The sequence below is a fragment of the Bradyrhizobium sp. USDA 4503 genome (genome assembly GCF_054055815.1).
The window spans coordinates 5,330,052-5,349,481 of record NZ_JBSRXS010000001.1; the positions used below are offsets into that span (position 1 = coordinate 5,330,052).

At 60.4% G+C, this 19,430-nt stretch carries 14 protein-coding genes; 11 read left to right on the top strand and 3 right to left on the bottom strand.

Annotation, left to right across the window (positions count from 1 at the left end; genetic code table 11):
• The first annotated feature begins 29 nt into the window (after positions 1–29).
• The 4 genes from ACVMIH_RS25575 to ACVMIH_RS25590 all read left to right on the top strand — a co-directional run bounded on the left by ACVMIH_RS25575 (position 30) and on the right by ACVMIH_RS25590 (position 5,642).
• Positions 30–1,529: an undecaprenyl-phosphate glucose phosphotransferase gene (locus ACVMIH_RS25575; protein WP_057021166.1), complete on the top strand. Its 1,500-nt coding sequence runs from the start codon at positions 30–32 to the stop codon at positions 1,527–1,529.
• A gap of 166 nt (positions 1,530–1,695) precedes the next feature.
• Entirely contained in the window at positions 1,696–2,823 is a 1,128-nt protein-coding gene (locus ACVMIH_RS25580) for a GumC family protein (RefSeq protein ID WP_076834827.1), read from the top strand.
• Positions 2,824–3,151: 328 nt separating this feature from the next.
• On the top strand, positions 3,152–4,630 hold the full coding sequence (locus ACVMIH_RS25585; protein WP_245311904.1) for an oligosaccharide flippase family protein: 1,479 nt from the start codon (positions 3,152–3,154) through the stop codon (positions 4,628–4,630).
• A 70-nt stretch (positions 4,631–4,700) separates the two neighbouring features.
• A complete protein-coding gene (locus ACVMIH_RS25590; protein WP_244559019.1) occupies positions 4,701–5,642 on the top strand; it encodes an FkbM family methyltransferase in 942 nt (313 codons plus the stop codon).
• Between the two features lie 120 nt (positions 5,643–5,762).
• On the opposite strand, the gene ACVMIH_RS25595 is transcribed toward ACVMIH_RS25590, so the two are convergent.
• Both ACVMIH_RS25595 and ACVMIH_RS25600 read right to left on the bottom strand, forming a co-directional pair.
• Positions 5,763–6,773 carry a polysaccharide deacetylase family protein gene (locus tag ACVMIH_RS25595; protein ID WP_244559018.1) on the bottom strand — a complete coding sequence of 337 codons (1,011 nt, stop codon included), beginning with the start codon at positions 6,771–6,773 and terminating at the stop codon, positions 5,763–5,765.
• Complete coding sequence (locus ACVMIH_RS25600; RefSeq protein WP_156436591.1) at positions 6,770–6,916, bottom strand: hypothetical protein; 147 nt, start codon at positions 6,914–6,916, stop codon at positions 6,770–6,772. Before ACVMIH_RS25600 ends, ACVMIH_RS25595 begins: the two co-directional genes overlap by 4 nt.
• A 200-nt stretch (positions 6,917–7,116) precedes the next feature.
• Between ACVMIH_RS25600 and ACVMIH_RS25605 the strand changes: the two genes are divergently transcribed.
• The 4 genes from ACVMIH_RS25605 (at position 7,117) to ACVMIH_RS25620 (ending at position 11,857) form a co-directional block, all read left to right on the top strand.
• Positions 7,117–8,367 carry a glycosyltransferase family 4 protein gene (locus tag ACVMIH_RS25605; protein ID WP_057021164.1) on the top strand — a complete coding sequence of 417 codons (1,251 nt, stop codon included), beginning with the start codon at positions 7,117–7,119 and terminating at the stop codon, positions 8,365–8,367.
• 63 nt (positions 8,368–8,430) lie between these two features.
• Positions 8,431–9,570 (top strand): glycosyltransferase family 4 protein, encoded by a 1,140-nt coding sequence (locus ACVMIH_RS25610; protein ID WP_076834944.1) that lies wholly within the window; start codon positions 8,431–8,433, stop codon positions 9,568–9,570.
• Between the two features lie 132 nt (positions 9,571–9,702).
• Complete coding sequence (locus tag ACVMIH_RS25615) at positions 9,703–11,016, top strand: O-antigen ligase family protein (protein ID WP_076834826.1); 1,314 nt, start codon at positions 9,703–9,705, stop codon at positions 11,014–11,016.
• A gap of 46 nt (positions 11,017–11,062) precedes the next feature.
• Positions 11,063–11,857 carry a hypothetical protein gene (locus ACVMIH_RS25620; protein WP_057021162.1) on the top strand — a complete coding sequence of 265 codons (795 nt, stop codon included), beginning with the start codon at positions 11,063–11,065 and terminating at the stop codon, positions 11,855–11,857.
• A 34-nt stretch (positions 11,858–11,891) separates the two neighbouring features.
• Here ACVMIH_RS25620 and ACVMIH_RS25625 read toward each other — a convergent pair whose 3' ends face one another.
• Positions 11,892–12,629 (bottom strand): class I SAM-dependent methyltransferase, encoded by a 738-nt coding sequence (locus tag ACVMIH_RS25625; protein ID WP_456863810.1) that lies wholly within the window; start codon positions 12,627–12,629, stop codon positions 11,892–11,894.
• A 582-nt stretch (positions 12,630–13,211) separates the two neighbouring features.
• On the opposite strand from ACVMIH_RS25625, the gene ACVMIH_RS25630 reads away from it, so the two are divergent.
• The 3 genes from ACVMIH_RS25630 (at position 13,212) to ACVMIH_RS25640 (ending at position 19,308) form a co-directional block, all read left to right on the top strand.
• Positions 13,212–14,669, top strand: a complete 1,458-nt coding sequence (locus ACVMIH_RS25630) for a hypothetical protein (protein ID WP_456863813.1) — start codon at positions 13,212–13,214, stop codon at positions 14,667–14,669.
• Between the two features lie 576 nt (positions 14,670–15,245).
• Positions 15,246–17,894, top strand: a complete 2,649-nt coding sequence (locus ACVMIH_RS25635) for a type I secretion system permease/ATPase (RefSeq protein WP_456854480.1) — start codon at positions 15,246–15,248, stop codon at positions 17,892–17,894.
• Positions 17,881–19,308 (top strand): HlyD family type I secretion periplasmic adaptor subunit, encoded by a 1,428-nt coding sequence (locus ACVMIH_RS25640; protein WP_057021159.1) that lies wholly within the window; start codon positions 17,881–17,883, stop codon positions 19,306–19,308. Before ACVMIH_RS25635 ends, ACVMIH_RS25640 begins: the two co-directional genes overlap by 14 nt.
• Positions 19,309–19,430 lie beyond the last annotated feature (122 nt).

A 19,430-nucleotide genomic window follows, 5' to 3' on the forward strand; every position in this document is an offset into this window, starting at 1 on the left:
CTGCGTGACGGACTGCTTGGGAGTAACCGGTGAGTTATGCGTTTTTCACCAATTCGCCGGCCCCTACCGAGCGTTCGGCGCATTCGGTCACTGGCCGCAAGGCGATTGCGGCTGACCTTGGCAAGAACAGATTGGCCGCCTTGCTGGTGCTGGCGGCAGGCGCCGAGTTCCTCCTCGTAGCCGTTGGGGCTTTTGCCGCTGCCGTCCTCTATTATCGGCTGGTCCTTGCGCTCGACTATCCGGACACTCCCAAATACATCCTGGAATCTCTTCTGATTGCCACGTTGCAACTGCTCGTATCCGTTGGGCTCCGGCAGTATTCGCGGATCCAGACGCAGCCCCGCCACATCTTCCTATGGAGCGGCGTCAGCGCCGTCTTCTTCGTATTCTCCTTCTTCATCTCAACGATATTTCTTCTCAAGATCTCGGATGGCTACTCGCGCGCGACCGTGATGGCCCAGGCGGCAAGCGTTATCGTCATGGTGCTCTTCGCGCGGGCAATATGCTTCTCGTTGCTGCAGCCTGCCATCGCATCCGGACTGATCGACGCCAGGCGCGTCATCCTCATAGGTGAACCGAGCCACTGCCTGGATTTTTCCGCACGAGTAAGCGCCACCGGAATCCGGACCATTCGCTCGTTCGAGTTGCCGACCTTTCGCAAGGGCTCTTCGGCATCGGAGCACTTCGGGGCGGTCGAAGTGCTATCCCATGTCCGCGAACTGATCGCAGAGTGCCGGCCCCTGCGAGCGGATGACATTGTCATTCTGACTTCGGAATCGGATGTTCGGGCGGCCCTCGCGCTCGCCGGCGCCCTGTCAGAGCTCCCGGTCGACGTTCACGTCGTCCCGGTCGGTGCAATCGACCTCATGGCCGTGTCGCGCATCACGCAATTCGGCAACATGGTGACGATGCGCATCTTCCAGTCTCCCCTGACGCCGTTCCACCGGGCGATCAAACGAGCCTTCGACATCGCGGCCGCAATTGCCGGACTTGTCATCATCAGTCCCCTCTTCGTCATCATTCCAATCGCAATCAAGCTCGATTCGCCCGGGCCGGTGCTATTTCGTCAGACGCGGCACGGCTACAACAACGAGACTATTCGCGTGTTGAAATTCAGATCGATGACCGTGACGGAGGACGGCGACAATTTCAAGCAGGTGACCAGACACGATCCACGTGTGACCCGGTTGGGACGCTTCATGCGCCACACCAATATCGATGAGCTTCCACAGCTCTTCAACGTGCTGGTCGGCGATATGTCACTCGTCGGGCCTCGTCCGCACGCGACCTCGCAGAACGAGAGCTTCGCCCGGCTGATTTCGTCATTCTCCCGCCGTCACAACGTCAAGCCCGGCATTACCGGCTGGGCACAGGTCAACGGTTATCGTGGCGAAACCGACACCCTGGAGAAGATGCAACGTCGTATCGAGCATGACCTCTATTACATCGACAATTGGTCATTCCTTCTCGATCTCAAGATCATCGTCATGACCCTCTTCTCCAGAAAGGTCTATTGGAATGCCTTCTAGCGCGATGACGATTGCTGCATGCAGTCCGTACAGCAAGATCGCAAGGGCATTGCAGTCGATCCCGTTCCCGTTTGATCGGCGGAGGCTTCGGTAGGCCACCAGTAACTGCAGGTTCGAGACAATGCTGCAATCTCACAGAACTGACAATTCGGCACCTCAGGACACGATGCCGCCTGAATTTGGTTCGCCGGCCGAATTCGTGGCGGAGGGTCTCGCCTTCTTGCGCCGCCGCCTCTCGATCATACTGCTGACGTGCTTCTTGATGTTTGGCGCCGGCTTGCTCTATCTCGTTGTCGCAGTTCCGACGTTTACGGCAACCGCGCAACTCATCGTCGACGCCAAGACGACTTCTTCCAACGACACGGCGTCGGCAACGACGGCCGTCGAGAGTCAGGTCGCAATCCTGAGGTCCGAGAGCGTCGCTCGCGCGGCGATCGCGAAGCTCGGTTTGGCGGGGGATCCGGAATTCTCAGGCGGCGTCCTGCACCGACTCGGTCGGTCGACGTCCCGGCTGCTCGGATGGAGCAGACCGGACACGGACGTCGTCACGCGTGATGCGATGGAAGCATTCGCGCGCAAGCTCTCGGTGAAGCGCGCCGGCCTCACCTACATAGTCGATCTCGCCTTCAGCTCCGCCGATCCCGATCGGGCAGCGCAGGTCCTGGACACCGTCGTAGAGACCTACATCACGACGCAAATGGACGCGAAATACAAATGGGGTCTGCAAAACGAGAAATGGGTCAAGGAACGTGTCAACGAACTGAGCAGCCAGGCGTCGACTGCCAAAAAGGCCGTAGCGGATTACAACAGGGCCAGGAATGGCGTCGCGGCTCCCGCGAACACCGCTGGGGCAGGTCCACCCTCGTCGCAATCGACCGGAGCGACGCAAGACGAACTCCGCGAACTGGAAGCCACGGCGGACGCCGCCACCAGAACGTATGACAATTTCCTCCGGATGCTGCGTTACATGGACGCCATGCAGCAGCAATCCGCGCCGGTGTTCGAGGCTCGTCTGCTCACGGGGGTGTCTCACCCCTACACGGCCAGCTCGCCAAACGCCCGCTTGATACTTGGATCAGCGATCCTCGGCGGCATGCTCCTGGGGATCGGAATAGGATTGCTGCGCGACAGGTCGGACCGGGAACGCGCGCCCGCGCGCAGGTCTGCAGCCACCGCATCCGGAGGAACTGCAGTCGTCCAGGGGCTCAAGGCGAACGGCGTCAAGCCCCATTTCGATGGTTCGTTCAAGGTCGAGAAGCAACACACCTACAAGGAGGCCAATCCTGACTTATAGTCGCATGAATTGGCTCCGATCGCGATACCGCAAGCTCGATTGAAACGCCCCGTACATCACCCGTCGAACAATGCTCGTCGGCGAACCGCCTTCATCGCGATGAAGGCAGCATGTTTCTCGTTACGGCCACCGGAGTAGGTAGTCCGGAAGGGCCGAATGCCCTCCGCATCCACGAAGTTACATTCGGCCTCTATCATGCGACAATCCGCCACACGATGGAAAATTGGCTCTTGAACCTTCAGTCAGTGCGCAACCCACCATCCGCCCGCGAAGAGCTCGATTACAATCGCTGGGCGTCGCGTAGCGTTAGCCAACGTTGGAATGCGCAATGACGAGCTTTTTTCAGGCGTCCGGCGGATCGGTGACCATGCTCAGCAATATCCTCCGGCAGTCATGGCTGGCTATGGTCTATCGCTGCTCGGGCGCCGCCGTGTCCTTCCTCTTCGGCGTGAGTTTTGCGCGGATGATGACCATAGAGGAATACGGGGCGCTCATGTCGCTGATGACATTCGCGGTCGTCGCCTCCACGGTCGGCCTCTTCGGCCAGCAGTTTCGCGTGCTGCGGGAAATACCAAGCATCGCCGTCCGGAAATGTTTCCCAGAGATCGGTTCGATTGTTGCAAAGCAGGTTCGTTTGGCGTGTCTCGGCAGCATTGCCGTTACTCTGGTCTCTCTCCTCTTGTTCGTCGTCGCGCACGGCCGCGATGGTATATTCGGACGGTGGCAATACTGCACGAGCGTGCTGCTGATCTTGCCATTGGCCTTGATCGAAATGCAGGGCTCGTTGGGGCGCGCGCTCGGTTCCGTCAACCTCGCGCTTATGACCAAGGATGTTTTGTGGCGGTTGCTCATCATTCTGTTGAGCGGCGTTCTCTTCTCGACGTTTGGCCGCCCGCTGCAGGCGGGAGACGTTCTGATGATTGCGACCGGCATCCTGGTCGTGCTGATCCCCGCTCAGAACGGTTACCTACGACGCCTCGCAGAGGGCTATAACGTATTCACCGTGGCGGTGAAGCGATCGAATGATCGGATTGGCGACATCCTTTCCACTTCGGGACCGTTCTGGGTAACCAGCATCACCAGCGTGATGGGCGGCACGATAGATGTCATCATCGTCTCGGTGATGGTCGGCCCGGAAGCCGGCGGATATTACTACGCTGCCACCCGGATCGCGTTCCTGCTTGATTTCTTTCTGGCAACTTTCTGCGTACCCGCAGCGCCCCTCATGGCACGCTTGTTCGATGAAAATCGTCATGCGGAAATCACACGCATCACATCAGGAGCGACACTGGCTGCGTTCGTCGCCGTCCTCGGCTGCGTTGCAACATTGGCGGCCGCCGGCGACCTCGCGCTGATGACGTTCGGAGCAGACTTCACCCGCGCCTACAGCGTCCTGATGGTCTTGGCAATCGGCCTGTTAATCTCGACATACTTCGGCATCGGCCCTATCGCACTGAATATGACCGGACACCAGCGGGCCGCGATGCAAATCGTGGTAGCAACCTGGGCCGTGGGACTCCTGGCCATGATCAGCGCGACCTGGGCCTTTGGGGCTCTAGGAGCGGCAGTTGCTGGCTCCTGCGCAGGCGTGGCAACCAGGGTATGGACAGCGGCCTACATGTACGCCGCGGAGGGGATCGATATCACGGCCACCACGACGCTCATTGCGCTAGTAAGGCGCACAATGCGGCGAGGCCCATCCGAACGGCTCATGGACGCGGTGCGGCCGGAAACCGGCGCGACCATTCTCGACTTGCGGCCGCGCGTGCGGCGGTCGGGACACGACGTGCGTGATTCGGGGAGATAGTTGAATGCGTTCGTTGCCATACGAGGACGCGACTGCTGTAATCGGAATTGGGCGCGAGAGACGGCACCTCATGGACCAGGATACATTCGATTACGAAGTGTCGGGAAACCCGATTTCGATCGGGCTGGTGAAGCTTCTGCACACGATTGTTGCGCGGAGTACGGGGCGTGGAATGGGACTAGCAATGCGAGCGGTCCGTCCGTTCATCCATTCCCAGACGCCTTGCGTCCATTTCGCGGACGGTAGCCGCTTGTACTTTGAGCTGGACGACGCCTACTGGAATGCGTTTTTTGTCGGTCAGCCCCATCGTACCTACGAATCAGACATAGCGATGCTTCTGCTGCGGCTGAAGGATGTCGACTACACGTTCTTCGATTGCGGCGCCAACATCGGGTACTGGTCCGTTCTCGTCACGTCGGAAATGCTGGGTCGCAAGCGCGCAATAGCTGTCGAGGCATCGCGGCAAACGCTCGCGATTCTCGAGCAGAACCGTAGCGCCAACGATCGGCGCTTCGAGATCTGCCGCAAGGCCTTGTTCGAGACTGACGGACAGATGTTGTCCTTCTCCGACGACGGATCTCATGACGCCCGACACATCGTTACGTCGCAAGGTATGCGCTCAAAGCACGTCGAACCGGTCGTATCGATCACGCTTGATTCGCTGGCACGGCAGCTGCAGATGACCGACCGCGATCGGCTCGTCGTCAAGCTTGACGTCGAGGGTGCGGAAATCTCGGCCTTCAAAGGGGCGCGCGAAGTGCTAAAGCGCGATACGCTGATCATCTACGAGGATCACGGCAACGACCGGAGCCACACGACCACGAGGTACATGCTCGATACCGAAGGATTTCCGGTCTTCTCCATCGCTATGGACGGGGCAATTACGAAGGTCGAGGAACTCGGCCTTCTGGACAGGGTCAAGACGAACCCGAAAATTGGCTACAATTTCGTAACCTGCCCACCAGGGAGCGGCTTCCACCAGTGGATGGAGCGGGCTGCCGGTCGCGCATAAGCGCGCCGGGCCTCGCTACGGATGATCTTGGCGGAGCGCCTCATAGATTGAGAGCCCGAGCGATCTGATTTCGTGCCTCACGCACGAGCGGCTCACCGCCATCACCAGAGTGTAAGATTGCTAGCTAAGACCCAGCAGTCCGTGCATCGCCGACTGGATACCGTTCATTCGGGCCTCGAACGCAAGCTTTGTGTCGAATTGTCCACCCACGCCGATACGAGGCAGTGCCAGTGGATTTGGCTTGCGATCGGACACCTGCCCATGCCGCGTAGTCACCGCGGTCGAAAAACCGACTTCCTCCGCAAGACGTTCCTCCCGAGTGTCACACGCTCCGGGGGTGCCGTAAGGATAGGCGAAATGCCGGACGGGATTCTGAAGCAAATTCTCCAGATAGCTGCGGTTGCCCGCCATTTCGGCTCGCGCTGAGGCTGCATCCAGACAGGCCAGTGCCGGGTGGGAATCCGTGTGGCCGCCAATTGAAGCGAGAGGATGCTGCGCCAAGCCTTGAAGCTCGCGTTCATCCAGGAAATAGACGTCGTTCAAGGCCGATAGAGATACACCCGCATTGCGGAACGTCGGGGCGAGCAATTCGGCCCGGTTATAATCTTCGTGAACCCACTTCGCTACCTTGCTCATGGCCGACGCCTTGCTGTTCAGATCGGGACAGGAAAACCGGATGTCCATCGCGTCAATGGTAACGGTGTCTCGCGAGCGAAGAACTTCGCGCAAGCCGAGCCACCATGACTGCAGCGTCCGCGTCGGAGCGCCCGTAGGAACGTAGACCGTGAACGGGGCGTTGTTGCGCTCGAGGATCGGAAGCGCCGTCGAAACGTTGTCTCGATAACCGTCATCGAAGGTAACCACAGCATAGCGGCGCGGCTGCGAATCATTTGCCAACCGCTCAAGACATGTTTCCAGGCTGACGATCTCCCACCCTTCGTGGCGCAGCCACTTGAGCGAATACTCAAACAAGTCCTCTGACGTTCCGGTCATCAGTTCTGAGCGGAAATCCCGCTGAACCTCGTGGAACATCAGAATAGCGGCTCTGCCTGCAAAAATCTTGCGCAGAGCTGGCGTCAGTCCGGACCAACGCACCGCCTGGAATACGGCTGCCTTGAAACTCTGCCTCACGGCGCCCCCTCGTCACCGCTGGTCAGAGAATTCACCACATGAATCTGAGGCCGGTTTAATTCCACGCGCGGCGCGCTGCCGATATTCATCTTCAAATTGTCCATCGTGAGAACAGTGAGCGTCTCGTAGGCACTGGCAGGCATTGCCTATTTATCGTGGAACCGCTGCATCTACGCAACTGCGACACCGGTACTCACTCATAGGTACCCCTCAATTCGCCCATCCCACCCTGAATGCGCCACCTGCCTCGGATAGCTTTCAAGGTAGCCTTTTTCTGTCGAGCACAAAAAGCACCAGGCGCGGGTGGCTGTTGTGATCTGCGTATCGATGGAACGGCTCCTTAATGAAGGTACTCCTCGCTAACAAATACCTCTTCAACAATGGTGGCGCAGAGACCGTTCTGTTTCAGGAACGAGCATTCCTGACGGGCAGCGGGGTGGAAGTCATTGACTTCGCAATGCAGCACGAGCGGAATATCGAGTCACCCTACTCGACTCATTTTGTGTCTCGCCAGGATTATCGCAACGGCGGCTACCTTGCCAGGATAAGGGGCGCCCTCGCGCTGATCCACTCGCGCGAGGCCGTAAGCAAGCTCGCATCGCTGATCGACGAGACGCGACCAGACTTGATGCACTGTCACAACGTCTATCATCAGTTGACGCCATCGATCGTCGGCGTCGCCAAGTCGCGCGGAATCCCGGTTGTCCTGACGCTGCATGATACGAAGCCGGTCTGTCCGGTACACACGCGAGCGCTCGGAAACCAATTGTGCTCGCTGTGCCTCACCGGCGGCTTCCATCACGTGCTGACGCATCGTTGTTCCGACGGCTCGTTGGCGCAGAGTGCCACGCTTTACCTCGAAGCGGTCACGCAACAGTGGCTCGGAAGCTACGAGAAAGTGGATCGCTTTATCGCACCAAGTCTCTTCATGCAGGATTCGGTATCCCGCCGCTTCTCCCCAGACCGAACGGTGCTGCTCTACAACGGCGTGGATGTCAGGAACATTTCGCCGCGCGGCCGGGACAACGGATACGTTCTTTACTGCGGCCGGCTCGCACCGGGCAAGGGTGCTGAGACGCTGTTGCGTGCCCATCAGGCGGCGGGATGTTCGTGGCCACTTGTCATTGCGGGCACGGGCCCGCTGACTGATGACTTGAAGTCGCAGTTTGCACGAAACGTGCAGTTTGCGGGTCACCTCTCCGGAGACACGCTGAGCACAACAATAGCCGAAGCATCCGTAGTGGTTGTGCCTTCGGAGTGGTGCGAGAATTGCCCGATGTCGGTCCTGGAGGCGATGGCGCAGGGCAAGGCCATCATTGCGACCCGCATTGGCGGCATTCCTGAGCTCGTGAACGACCGGGAGACCGGATTTCTGTTCGAGCCCGGCAATGTCGACGAGCTTCGAACCCATCTCGAGTGCCTCATGGGCAGCGGCGAGCTCCGCGCACAGATGGGGGCCGCCGGACGGGTTCGTGTAGAGAAGCACTTCTCCCTCGACAAGCACAACGCCGAGCTGATTGCCGTCTACCGATCACTGCTGCCGGGGCGAACCTCGGTGGTGGCGGCAGCGGTAAATGGCGCAAGGAGTCCATGAATAGTTTGTAGATTTTAGGAGGAATTTGTAGTGAGTGCGGATCATCTCGTACTGAGGGTAATCATGCTTGGCCTGCGTGGATTCCCCAATGTGCAGGGAGGGGTTGAAACTCACGCGGAGCATCTGTGTCCCCATCTCAAGAAGTTGGGGTGCGATGTCAAAGTGATCGTCCGCTCCTCGTATATGCCGCCCAGTCGTGGCGACGAGTGGCACGGAGTGCGCTACCAGCGGGTATGGTGCCCGAAAGCGTCCGGCCTCGAGACGATTGTGCATTCGTTTCTCGGCGTGCTGGTCGCCGCATGGCAACGACCGGACGTATTGCACATCCAGGCCATCGGGCCGGCTTTGATGGCGCCGCTCGCGCGATTGCTGGGACTGCATGTTGTCGTGACGCATCATGGCCCGGATTACGACCGCGAGAAGTGGGGCCGACTGGCCAAGGCGGTTCTGCACGCTGGCGAAGCCTGGGGCATGCGGTTCTCCGACGGCCGCATCGTGATCTCGCAGACCATTCGGAAGCTGGTGCGGGACAAGTACGGCTTGAACTCAGACCTTATTCCAAACGGCATCACCCTGCCCGACGTACCAAGTAGCACCTCAGCGCTCGAGAAGTTCGGGCTTACGCCGGGACGATATGTGCTGACGGTGGGCCGGCTGGTTCCGGAGAAACGGCACCTCGACTTGATTCAGGCCTTTGCCGCTGCCAGGCTCGACGAATGGAAGCTCGTGCTGGTCGGGACATCCGAACATCCCAATGCCTATACCGCGGAGGTGACAGCGCGCGCCGAGGCGACCTCTGGGACAGTCGTGGCAGGCTTTCAGTACGGCATCGCGCTACAGGAGCTGTACGCCCATGCCGGCATTTTCGTCCTCCCTTCTTCGCACGAGGGCTTGCCGATCGCGCTGCTGGAGGCCTTGAGTTTCGGCCTGCCAGTCGTCGCCAGTGACATTCCCGCTCTTCTGGAGATCGGATTAGACGACTCGCACTATTTCCATTTGGGAGACGTATCAGCGCTCGCGGGTCGCCTGGCGTTCTTTGCAAGCAGTCCGTGGCCGCCCGAACTCCGCGAGAAAACGCGCCGCTGGTTGGCAGAGCGAGAGGACTGGCACTCTGTCGCCGAACGAACGCTCGGATGCTATCGCAGAGCCATCGAGCCACACCAGGACGTGCGGCGCCGGACCGCCCCTCCCCATGCAGCCTAGCGCGTTGCTCGGGTGGCGTGGCGGCAAGCACGTGCTGGCCGCCTTGCGCTGGAAGCGTCCCCAGCCGGCGCGACGCCGCGCCGATATTCGGGCTGTCTTTCGACCCCTGACTGAGCCGGAGTTGCGCTCAAGATGAATGCCCTCCTGACATTCTTTCTTTTCTTTGTTTTTGTGAGATCGTTCTCCAACGGAATTGATCGTCTGTACGGCACCGGCATTTCATCGACTCTTTCGTTGATCATCGTCGCGGTCGGCCTCGTGGCAGCCTGGAACATGCGCGATGTCAGGATACACCGGAGACTCTTCACGCTGTTAATATGCTTGTCGGTCTTCACGGCCACTGCCGTACTGTCGCTTGTCGTCAATACGAGGAGCATCATCGATCAATACGCCGCGTGGTACGAAATCATCAGGTACGTCTACCTGTTCATGCTTGTGATATTGGTCTCTTCCATTTATCAATCTCCCGGCTTTTGCCCGAACATCCATCGTGTTTTTATGGTTCTGCTGTTTCTGATGTCGGCGATCGCATTGTTCCAATACCTGGCCGGATATACCGAGCTCGCATCGCCATACGACAAGCATGCACGAGCGGCGGGGCCCTCGGCGCACCCGGTATCCTTCAGTCTCGAATTGGTGCTGGTCTTCTTCCTTTGCGAGCTGTCGCGTCGCAAACTACGCCTCTCCATGGGATACAATGACATTGTCGTTTATCTGTTCTTTCTCGTCGCCCTCGCCCTCGCTGCGTCAAGGACTGGGGTCGCGCTACTCGGGGTAACCTTCGCCATATATATCTTTGCTCAGCGGCCTGCCCTCTTGCCGGCGTTCGCTGCAGCATTCGTTGTCGTCATATGGACATCTCCATTTGGAGCATCGTTTTCGGAGCTAAGCTCGATTCCGGATTATATCTTGAGCGGAAACTACACGGTTTGGGATTGGCGCACGGCTCCGAGCTCCGTCCATTGGCGCATTTACCATTGGTACTATCTGTCCACGCTTGCACTCGAACAACCGCTGATTGGATACGGCCCCGGTCAAACGGCGCTCTACAGCCCATTCGTCCTGCTTGCGCATAGTGCGTTCGTAGAAATGTTCTTCGAAACCGGCGTGGTCGGCCTGATCTCCTTTACCGTGTTCTGGTTCAGCCTTCCGCTGGCCGCAATGTCGGACCGGCAGAAGCTTGTTGCTTGCTATGGAAGGAGGTCGGCGCAAATCCAACCTCTGAACCTCTGGATTGCCATGTTCATTGGCGTAACGCTGGTGGCGTTGTTCGATGACAGCTTCAACAGGGAAACGGTGGCGTTGTCGTACCTGATACTCGGCATTTTCCTGGTGCTGGCCCAACCTGAAGCTGCTGTTGAACGCGCCCCCGGATCGCGTGAATCGCCGACCCCAATGATCGCCGGTTCGCGGACTGAAGCATTGGGGAGCCCTGGAGCCATCTGAGCCGAACTTCGCTGCTGTTCTACTGGCCCCTGCTAGGAATTCTTGCGTGAAGACATACCTTGCCATTTCCCTCACCGCGCTCATGGTCCTCGAAGCTCTCGTCCCGTCACCGGGTGCCGGGGGCAAGCGTGCTCATCAGCCCATTTGCGTGTCCTTATCTATCGAATGCGTCGTATCGCAAAATTCCGGGCAGGACGCCGGCATCTATCCCCACGGTGTCAGAACCTCCTACTCGTGGTATGCCGGAGGCGCTGCTGCCACCGGAAACGGGGCTCCGCCTTCTGATTTCACTTCACTGACGGGTTGGGGGCAGATCTATCCGCAAGCTGGTGCTCCGAACGTTGCTGCCAATATCTATCTGAAGGACTATCGCGTCTATGTACACTTGACGAGTGGCGGCTGGAGGCTCGTGCAGGATCAGGCAACGAATTCGGTCGATGGCGGGCACTACGTGGCGGATTTCTCCGACAACTCCTCTACAACGATGGATCTTATTCTTGAGCCCGACCGAAGCATCAGGATGAGCTCGCCGTCGCCCGGCTACAATGATCATTTCTGGATGGAGCCGAGGGGCTCGTATGCTCCTGAAACGGTCGACGGAGTGTTCTCGTTGGCAGAACTGCGCACCGATAGCGCGAACGCAAATCTGATTGCAAACTTCGGCGGAGACTGGTGGAGAGACACCTCGGCTCCGTACCTCTACCGTGATGGAGTGTTTGTGAACAATCCTGGCATCGGCATGGGTGCGTGGGTCAGATTGACGACGACCTACCAGTACTTTTTCTTCACAACCATGACCAGATCGCAGCTGCAGACCGATCCACCGCCGCCCTTGCGATAGCCGATCTGAACTCTGGCTCCCGATGGAATTCCGACTAGCTGGCGAGGACCATCAACGAGGCTCCGCCAAGGACGCGCACCGAAAGGTCCTCTCCGGCAATGCTCCGAACCAATTGCCGCCCAGCCATGGCGAGGGTTGATTTCGCGGTTCGCCATTCGGGATGAACATGGAGGAAATCCTCCATCCGGGTGTACTGGTTGTCGATAATCTCAAAACCGGTATCGCGCAGCGTCGCCAGAGCGGTCGTCTGGTCGAAATAATGCAGGTGACCGACCTCCTTGCGCCGCTGGAGGGGCAGACCTCGCAGAACGCCGAGGATGGTCATGTCGAGCGGGATGTGAAACACGTAGTATTTCGCGCGCTCTCTGATCCTTCGCAGAAAGCCCATATAGTCATCGATGTGCTCGAAGACATCGATGCACAATAGAAGATCGTAATTTTCGCTGGTATGCGAGAAGTCTCCGCAGTGGAATCGCAAATTGTCCCGCTCGCGCGATTTGGCGGCGGTGATGGCATACGGAGCGATATCGTAGCCGACGGCGGTCGAGTCACGGAAGATGTCGTGCTCGAGCAGAGCGTTCAGAACGCCTCCCACTCCGCAACCGATGTCGACGATCGTCCGGCAGGTGACGTTGTTGTCACGCACGATCTTGGCGATCTTCGCGGCCTTGGTTCCTGCATCTTCGTCATGCCAGCCTGGATGGGCTTCAGCATAACCTTTCCCGGTATAGAGATCGTTGGACCCGAACTCTGCCTCTCTGACGACAGCCATCGTTCTCTCCCTCAATTGAATTGCGCTCGCCTCAGCCTGCGAACCACAGCCGCGCCGAGGGCGTGCGTTCGAGTTCGTCGTACGCGATCAGGCGACCGCGCGTCCTTCCAGCGCTGTTGGATCGCCAAATTGTCGGGCTTCAGATTCGCCAATCCACGAGCCGCCATTCAAAGAGAACCGATCCATCTCCACCGGCGAGTGTGTTCTTGATCTTGAGGTTGTCGCAATAATCCTTGCGGGCTACCCCGGCGCGCAGAACTCGATCCGCGCTTGCATCGACAAGCATCAGTCGCCGCGACACACGTGCGTCGAGAACAAGGGATTTGCGCCCCATATACGTGTGTATAAATCACGATTTGAAGGTTTTTTCGCCATTTTTGCTCATTAACCAAACGGCGCAGCAGTCGGGGGGGCAAATTCATTAAACCCGCTGCTTTGAAATCTCCTCGCGGTTCGAGGCCTGCAGTGCATTGAAATCTGTTCGTGGTCGCAAGACCTTACGAGCATGCAGTATGTCGCGCGTCCCCCATGCGCGGCAGTGGAATTCTTCGTCCTCAATTTGGTCTGCAATGGAGAATTAGCTTGGCCGCTCTAGACGATGTCATCACTCAAAATACCACAGGCAATAGCGAAGGATTCCCGCTGGGCGTTCCTTCATCCTACTCTTGGTATTCCGGCAGAAACGGTGGCGGAGGCACCCCTCCTGCCGGCTTCTCGGCCATCACCGGATGGGGTCAGATCTATCCCGAGGTCGGGCAGACGGTTAATCCGGGCAGCGTCGACATAGCAAATTTCGAGACCTGGGTGCATCTCACGAGCGGCGGCTGGGTCAAGGTGCAGGACCAGGACACGAGCTCCCTCGGAGGCGCCCACTTCACCGCTGACTTCGTCGGGAACGCGAACATTGCATGGAATCAAACCACAAACGCGGATGGCAGCGTATCCGTCGATGCACCGACCAGCGGATACAACGACCATTTCTGGCCGGGCGGATCCCGCGGCACCTACACGCCCGGAACGATCGACGGCGTTTTCGTCACGGCGAGCATGAAGGTCGACAATCCGAACGAACACTACGTTGCCAATATCGGTGCCGACTGGTGGAGAGACGCCACCGCCGGGTACGTCTACCAGAATGGCGTATTCGTGAATAATCCCGGCGTCGGGATGAGCAACTGGGTCGATCTGACAACCAGCTATAAGCAACTCTATTTCACAACGATGAATGCGACGCAGTTGCAGGGCGATCTGCCGCCTCCGCTGCAGGGCGCCTCTTCGCCGGCGACACCGACGCAGCCGACGCAGCCGACGACACCGACGACGCCGACCGATCCGACGATACCGGCGCAGCCGACGACGCCGACCGACCCCACGACGCCGACAACCCCCACGACTCCGAGCGTGACCGCACCGGTGCTCGACGTCGCGGACAAGTCGCTCTGGGTGGCCGGCAGAGGCGGTCAGGTCGACCTGGGGACGACCATTACGACGACCGACCCCAACGATAACCTCACCCTCAGTATCATGGGATTGCCGCGATACGAGACGATCACGACCGGCGACGGCACGACGCTCAGGGGCAACAACATCACCCTGACGTCCGCGCAGGTCGACAGCGGACTGACGCTGACATCGTACTACAAGGGCAATGCTCATCCGGTCGCGAACCTCACGCTGACCGCGAGCGCTATGGATCCGACCACCGGCGCTGTGATGTCGTCGGACCCGCAGACGATCCGCGTGACGGATCCCCGGCCGTCCAGCTCGACTGGCGGAAACGCCGGGAGCTGGGCAAACCACGGCTTTGCGCAGTTGCAGCAGCAGATGGGCGACACCAGCACCCTGGCGAACACAGCATCGCAGACGACCGGTTGGGCCGATCAAGGCGCGCGAGCGTCCCAGGCAAGCCAGGGCTTTGCGCTGCTGAACCAGTATCTGGCCGGTAGCACCGGTCGGGTCGACGCTGGTCAGATCGTGGCGGCGATGTCGAATGGGACCGGCTGGACGCACAACTCGTTCTTGAGCAAACCTCAAGGTTGATCCGGCTACTGCACCCGGGGGCTCTGCGCCCGGGTGCAGTACCATCAACGTGTTGGGAGTCGGAAACGGGCGGTCGATCGCGGACGGTAACGGCGAAGGGACTGCCACGCGCGGGTCTTGGTCTCGGTTGGCTTCATCGCTCGCATCTGTTTCCAAGCGATCAAAATGCGTGCTGGCGCAACAGCTTCGGGTATGCGGCAAATTTGCGCGCAACATAACGGTGCAAAAATCAAGATTTGAAACTTTTTTCGCCATTTTTGCGCATTAACGAACCGGTTCAGCAGTCGGGGGGCAGGTCTAAAATCCCACTGCTTTGAAATCCCCTCGCGGTTCGAGGCCCTAGTGCTTTGATGTTGCTTGCGCCTTTTGGCTGCGAGCAAGCGGTATGTCGCATGCTCTGTCGATGCGCGGCATTGGAATTCCCAGTCTTTGGAAATGCATGAGAAGGAACACTAACGCGGCCGGGTAGCCGCGAAGGGTTGAGTAAGAATGGCGATCCAGAACGGAAATGCCCCCGCCGCAGATCTAGGGCTTCGCGCGCTAGCTCTGTTCCTGCGCCTCCATGGCGTGAATACCGTGCCGGACCAGCTCCGCGATCGTTGCGGGAGCGACGAGATCGGCGTCCGCGCGATGCTTCGCTGCGCGCGCGAATTCGGGGTCAAGGTCCGCTCGCGGACAATGGATTGGACCCGCCTAGCGGGTACCCAGCTGCCCGGAATCGCCTCGCTACGTGACGGCGGATTTCTGCTGCTGGGCAAGATCGACGACCAGGTGGCGCTTGTGCTGCACCCGACCTCGCCGCATCCGAGCCGAATGACGCGCGCGGAATTCGAAGCGATCTGGGATGGCGGTTTGATCTGTGCTGGATCACAGAGCCTCGCGCAGCGCGCACGTCATGCATTTGCCGGCATCCGCACGCGCTCGTTTGACCTGGGCGCCGGCCTGATGCACCGCGCCGGCGAGGGCCTGATGCGGGCTCGTGACGGTCTCACGAAGAGCTTCTTGGCGATGAGACCTGGCATCCTGATGCGCGGGCCTCACGACGATGCCGCAATCCATCCGGCGAACACAAACACCGAATCCCCGGCCGCCGGCGTCGAATCCGAACATGACGATGAATCCGGGCTCATTGCGCTGGCGATCTTGCTGCGTTGCCATGGCATCGCTGCCGACCCCGGCCAAATTCGTCACCGGATCGGCGCGGCGCGCCTCGGCGTTACTGAAATCCTGCGCTGCGCCAAGGATTTCGGACTCAAGGCAAAGGTGCAGAGGACGAGCTGGAACAGGCTTGCCGTCACCCCGCTGCCGGGAATTGCGGTGCTGCGCGACGGCAGCTTCCTGATCCTCGGCAAGGTTATCGACGACAAGCTTCTCGTTCAGCGCCCGCTGTCTCCGCGGCCCGAAGCAATCACCCAGGCCCAACTCGAGGCGATCTGGGACGGCGGCATCATCCTGATGGCCCGGCGCGCCAGCCTGACCGACCTCGCGCGGCGCTTCGATATCTCCTGGTTCGTCGGCGCCATGCAAAAGTATCGTCGCCTGCTCGGCGAGGTGCTGGCGGCGTCGTTCTTCCTTCAGATCTTCGCCGTTGTCTCACCGCTGTTCTTCCAGGTGGTGATCGACAAGGTGCTCGTGCATCGAAGCATGAGCACGCTCGACGTGCTGGTCGTCGGGCTTGTCGTACTGACCGTGTTCGAGGCCGTTCTCGAGACGCTGCGCGTCTATCAGTTCGCGCATACGACAAACCGTATCGACGTCGAGCTCGGCGCCAGGCTGTTCCGTCACCTGCTGGCGCTGCCGATCGCCTATTTCCAGACCCGCCGCGTCGGCGATTCGGTGGCGCGCGTCCGCGAACTCGAGAACATCCGCCAGTTCCTGACCAGCTCGGCGCTCACGCTGGTGATCGATCTGCTGTTCACCGTCGTCTTCCTTGCAGTGATGTTCTATTACTCGACGACGTTGACGTGGATCGTGCTGGCGTCCTTCCCGCTTTACATCGGCATCTCCGCGGGAGCCGCGCCGCTGTTCCGTCGGCGCCTCGACGAGAAATTCAATCGCGGCTCCGAGAACCAGGCCTTCCTGGTCGAGAGCGTCACCGGTATCGAGACGCTGAAGGCCATGGCGGTCGAGCCGCAGATGCAGCGCCGCTGGGAGGAGCAGCTCGCCGGCTATGTGTCCGCAAGCTTCCGCGTGCTCAGCCTGAACAACACGGCGAGCCAGGCGGTCCAGATGATCAACAAGCTGGTCATCGCCGCGACCCTTTACTTCGGCGCCCGCCTGGTGGTCAGCGGGGACCTGACTGTCGGTGAGCTCGTCGCGTTCAACATGCTGGCCGCGCGTGTCAGCGCGCCGGTTCTGCGACTCGCGCAGATCTGGCAGGACTTCCATCAGGCCCGCCTGTCGATCGATCGTCTCGGCGACATCCTCAACACCATTCCCGAGCCGAGCTTCACGCCGGCCCGCGCGGCGCTGCCACCGATCCGCGGTCAGGTCACATTCGAGCACGCGACTTTCCGCTACCGCATCGACGGCCCCGAGGTGCTGCACGACGTGTCCTTCAGCGTCGAGCCAGGCCAGGTCATCGGCATCGTGGGTTCGTCGGGCTCGGGCAAGAGCACCATCACCAAGCTGATCCAGCGTCTCTATGTCCCGGAAAGCGGGCGCGTGCTCGTCGACGGCGTCGACCTCGCGATGGTCGATCTGAGCTGGCTGCGGCGCCAGATCGGCGTCGTGTTGCAGGAGAACGTACTGTTCAACTGCACGGTTCGCGACAACATCGCGCTGGCCGATCCGGCGATGCCGATGGAGCGCGTCATCGAAGCGGCGGAGCTAGCCGGCGCCCACGACTTCATCCTCGAACTGCCGGAGGGTTACGACACCGTCGTGGGTGAGCGCGGCAGCAGCCTGTCCGGCGGGCAGCGCCAGCGAATCGCAATCGCGCGTGCACTCATCACCGATCCACGCATCCTGATCCTGGACGAGGCGACCAGCGCGCTGGACTACGAAAGCGAGCGCGCGATCCAGCAGAACATGAGGCGGATTTCCGCCGGCCGGACCGTGTTCGTCATCGCCCACCGGCTGTCGACGGTGCGCAATGCAAGCCGGATCATCACCCTCGAGCATGGCCGCATCGTCGAGGACGGCAGCCATGACGAGCTGATCCGCACCAACGGCCGTTACGCCAACCTCCATTATCTGCAGGCCGGTATCCATGACGTCCGCTAGCCGCAATGTCGTCGCGTTCCCGAGACGCGAACCTCGCCGCCGCGAGCACGAAATCGCCTTTCTGCCGGCGGCGCTCGAGATCGCCGAATCGCCGCCGTCGCCGATCGGGCGCGCGATCGGGGCCTGCATCATCGCCGCGTTCTGCATCGCGCTGTTGTGGGCGACGCTCGGCAGCGTCGATATCGTCGCCAGCGCGACCGGCAAGATCGTGCCGGGCGGGCGCACCAAGCTGATCCAGCCGTTCGAGACCGGTGTGGTCCGCGCCATCCGCGTCCGCGACGGCCAGAGCGTCAAGGCCGGCGACGTCCTGATCGAGCTGGATCCGACAATGACGGAAGCCGACCAGGAACGCCAGAAGAGCGATCTGCTTGCAGCCGAGCTGGACGTCGCGCGGCTGCGCGCCGCGCTGGCCGCAGACCCGCTCGCGGCCTTCCGGCCGCCGCAAAACGCAAGTGCGGCCGAAATCGAGATGCATCGCCAGTTCCTGATCAGCCAGCGCGCCGAACAGAGCGCAAAGCTTTCTGAAATCGAGCGTCAGCAGGGGCAGAAGGAGGCGGAACGGGCGACCACATCGGCGAGCGTCGACAAGCTGGAGGCGACGATTCCGGTACTGAAGGAGCGCGTCGATATCCGCAAGGGTCTCGTCGAGAAGGCATTGGCGTCGAAGGTCGTCTATCTCTCCGAATATCAGGAACTGGTCGCCATGCAGCAGGACCTCGTCCTGCAGCAGAGCCGGCTGCGCGAAGCCGATGCGGCGATCGCGCTGCTGAAGGAGACCAAGGACAAGACTGCCGCGGAGTATCGCCGCGCGACCTATGATGCTCTTGCGAAGGCCGAGCAGAAAGCTGCGAGCGCCGCGCAGGAGGTGGTCAAGGCGGATCGGCGAACGAAACTGCAGAGCCTGACCGCACCGGTCGACGGCGTCGTGCAGCAGCTTGCCGTTCATACGGTGGGCGGCGTGGTGACGCCCGCTCAGGCGCTGGCCGTCGTGGTCCCGAGCGAGAGCCAGCTCGAGATCGAGGCCATGCTGTCGAACCGCGACATCGGCTTCGTGCATCCCGGCCAGAAGGCGGAGATCAAGGTCGATACGTTCAACTTCACCCGGTACGGGCTGCTTCATGGCGATGTGCTCAGCGTGTCGACGGATGCCATCACGCGCGACAAGCAACAGGGCAACCCCAATGACCGGACATTGGGCGCGGCGCAGAGCAGCAGCGAGCCTAAAGGTCAGGAGCTGGAATACGCCGCGCGCGTTTCGCTCGACCGGACGCACATGCAAATCGAGGACAAGCTCGTCAAGCTCGGGCCGGGCATGGCGGTGACGGTCGAAATCAAGACCGGCACGCGCAGGATCATCAGCTACCTGCTGTCGCCGCTGGCACGCTACCGGCAGGAAGCCCTGCGCGAACGCTAAAGCGAAGCCCGTCGCCGGACGTTGCGGCCGGGCGGGGCGCCACGCGCGTGAGAGCGAAGCTCGTCGCGGTGGCGCCCGTCGTTAGGACGATTGCGGTGAAATTGCCGGTGGATTGGCACATG

Coding starts and splice junctions, on each gene's coding strand:
- ACVMIH_RS25590 (WP_244559019.1), top strand. CDS start 4,701: ATGGACCAGGATACATTCGATTACGAAGTGTCGGGAAACCCGATTTCG.
- ACVMIH_RS25585 (WP_245311904.1), top strand. CDS start 3,152: ATGACGAGCTTTTTTCAGGCGTCCGGCGGATCGGTGACCATGCTCAGC.
- ACVMIH_RS25610 (WP_076834944.1), top strand. CDS start 8,431: ATGCTTGGCCTGCGTGGATTCCCCAATGTGCAGGGAGGGGTTGAAACT.
- ACVMIH_RS25625 (WP_456863810.1), bottom strand. CDS start 12,629: ATGGCTGTCGTCAGAGAGGCAGAGTTCGGGTCCAACGATCTCTATACC.
- ACVMIH_RS25640 (WP_057021159.1), top strand. CDS start 17,881: ATGACGTCCGCTAGCCGCAATGTCGTCGCGTTCCCGAGACGCGAACCT.
- ACVMIH_RS25605 (WP_057021164.1), top strand. CDS start 7,117: ATGAAGGTACTCCTCGCTAACAAATACCTCTTCAACAATGGTGGCGCA.
- ACVMIH_RS25580 (WP_076834827.1), top strand. CDS start 1,696: ATGCCGCCTGAATTTGGTTCGCCGGCCGAATTCGTGGCGGAGGGTCTC.
- ACVMIH_RS25615 (WP_076834826.1), top strand. CDS start 9,703: ATGAATGCCCTCCTGACATTCTTTCTTTTCTTTGTTTTTGTGAGATCG.
- ACVMIH_RS25600 (WP_156436591.1), bottom strand. CDS start 6,916: ATGCCTGCCAGTGCCTACGAGACGCTCACTGTTCTCACGATGGACAAT.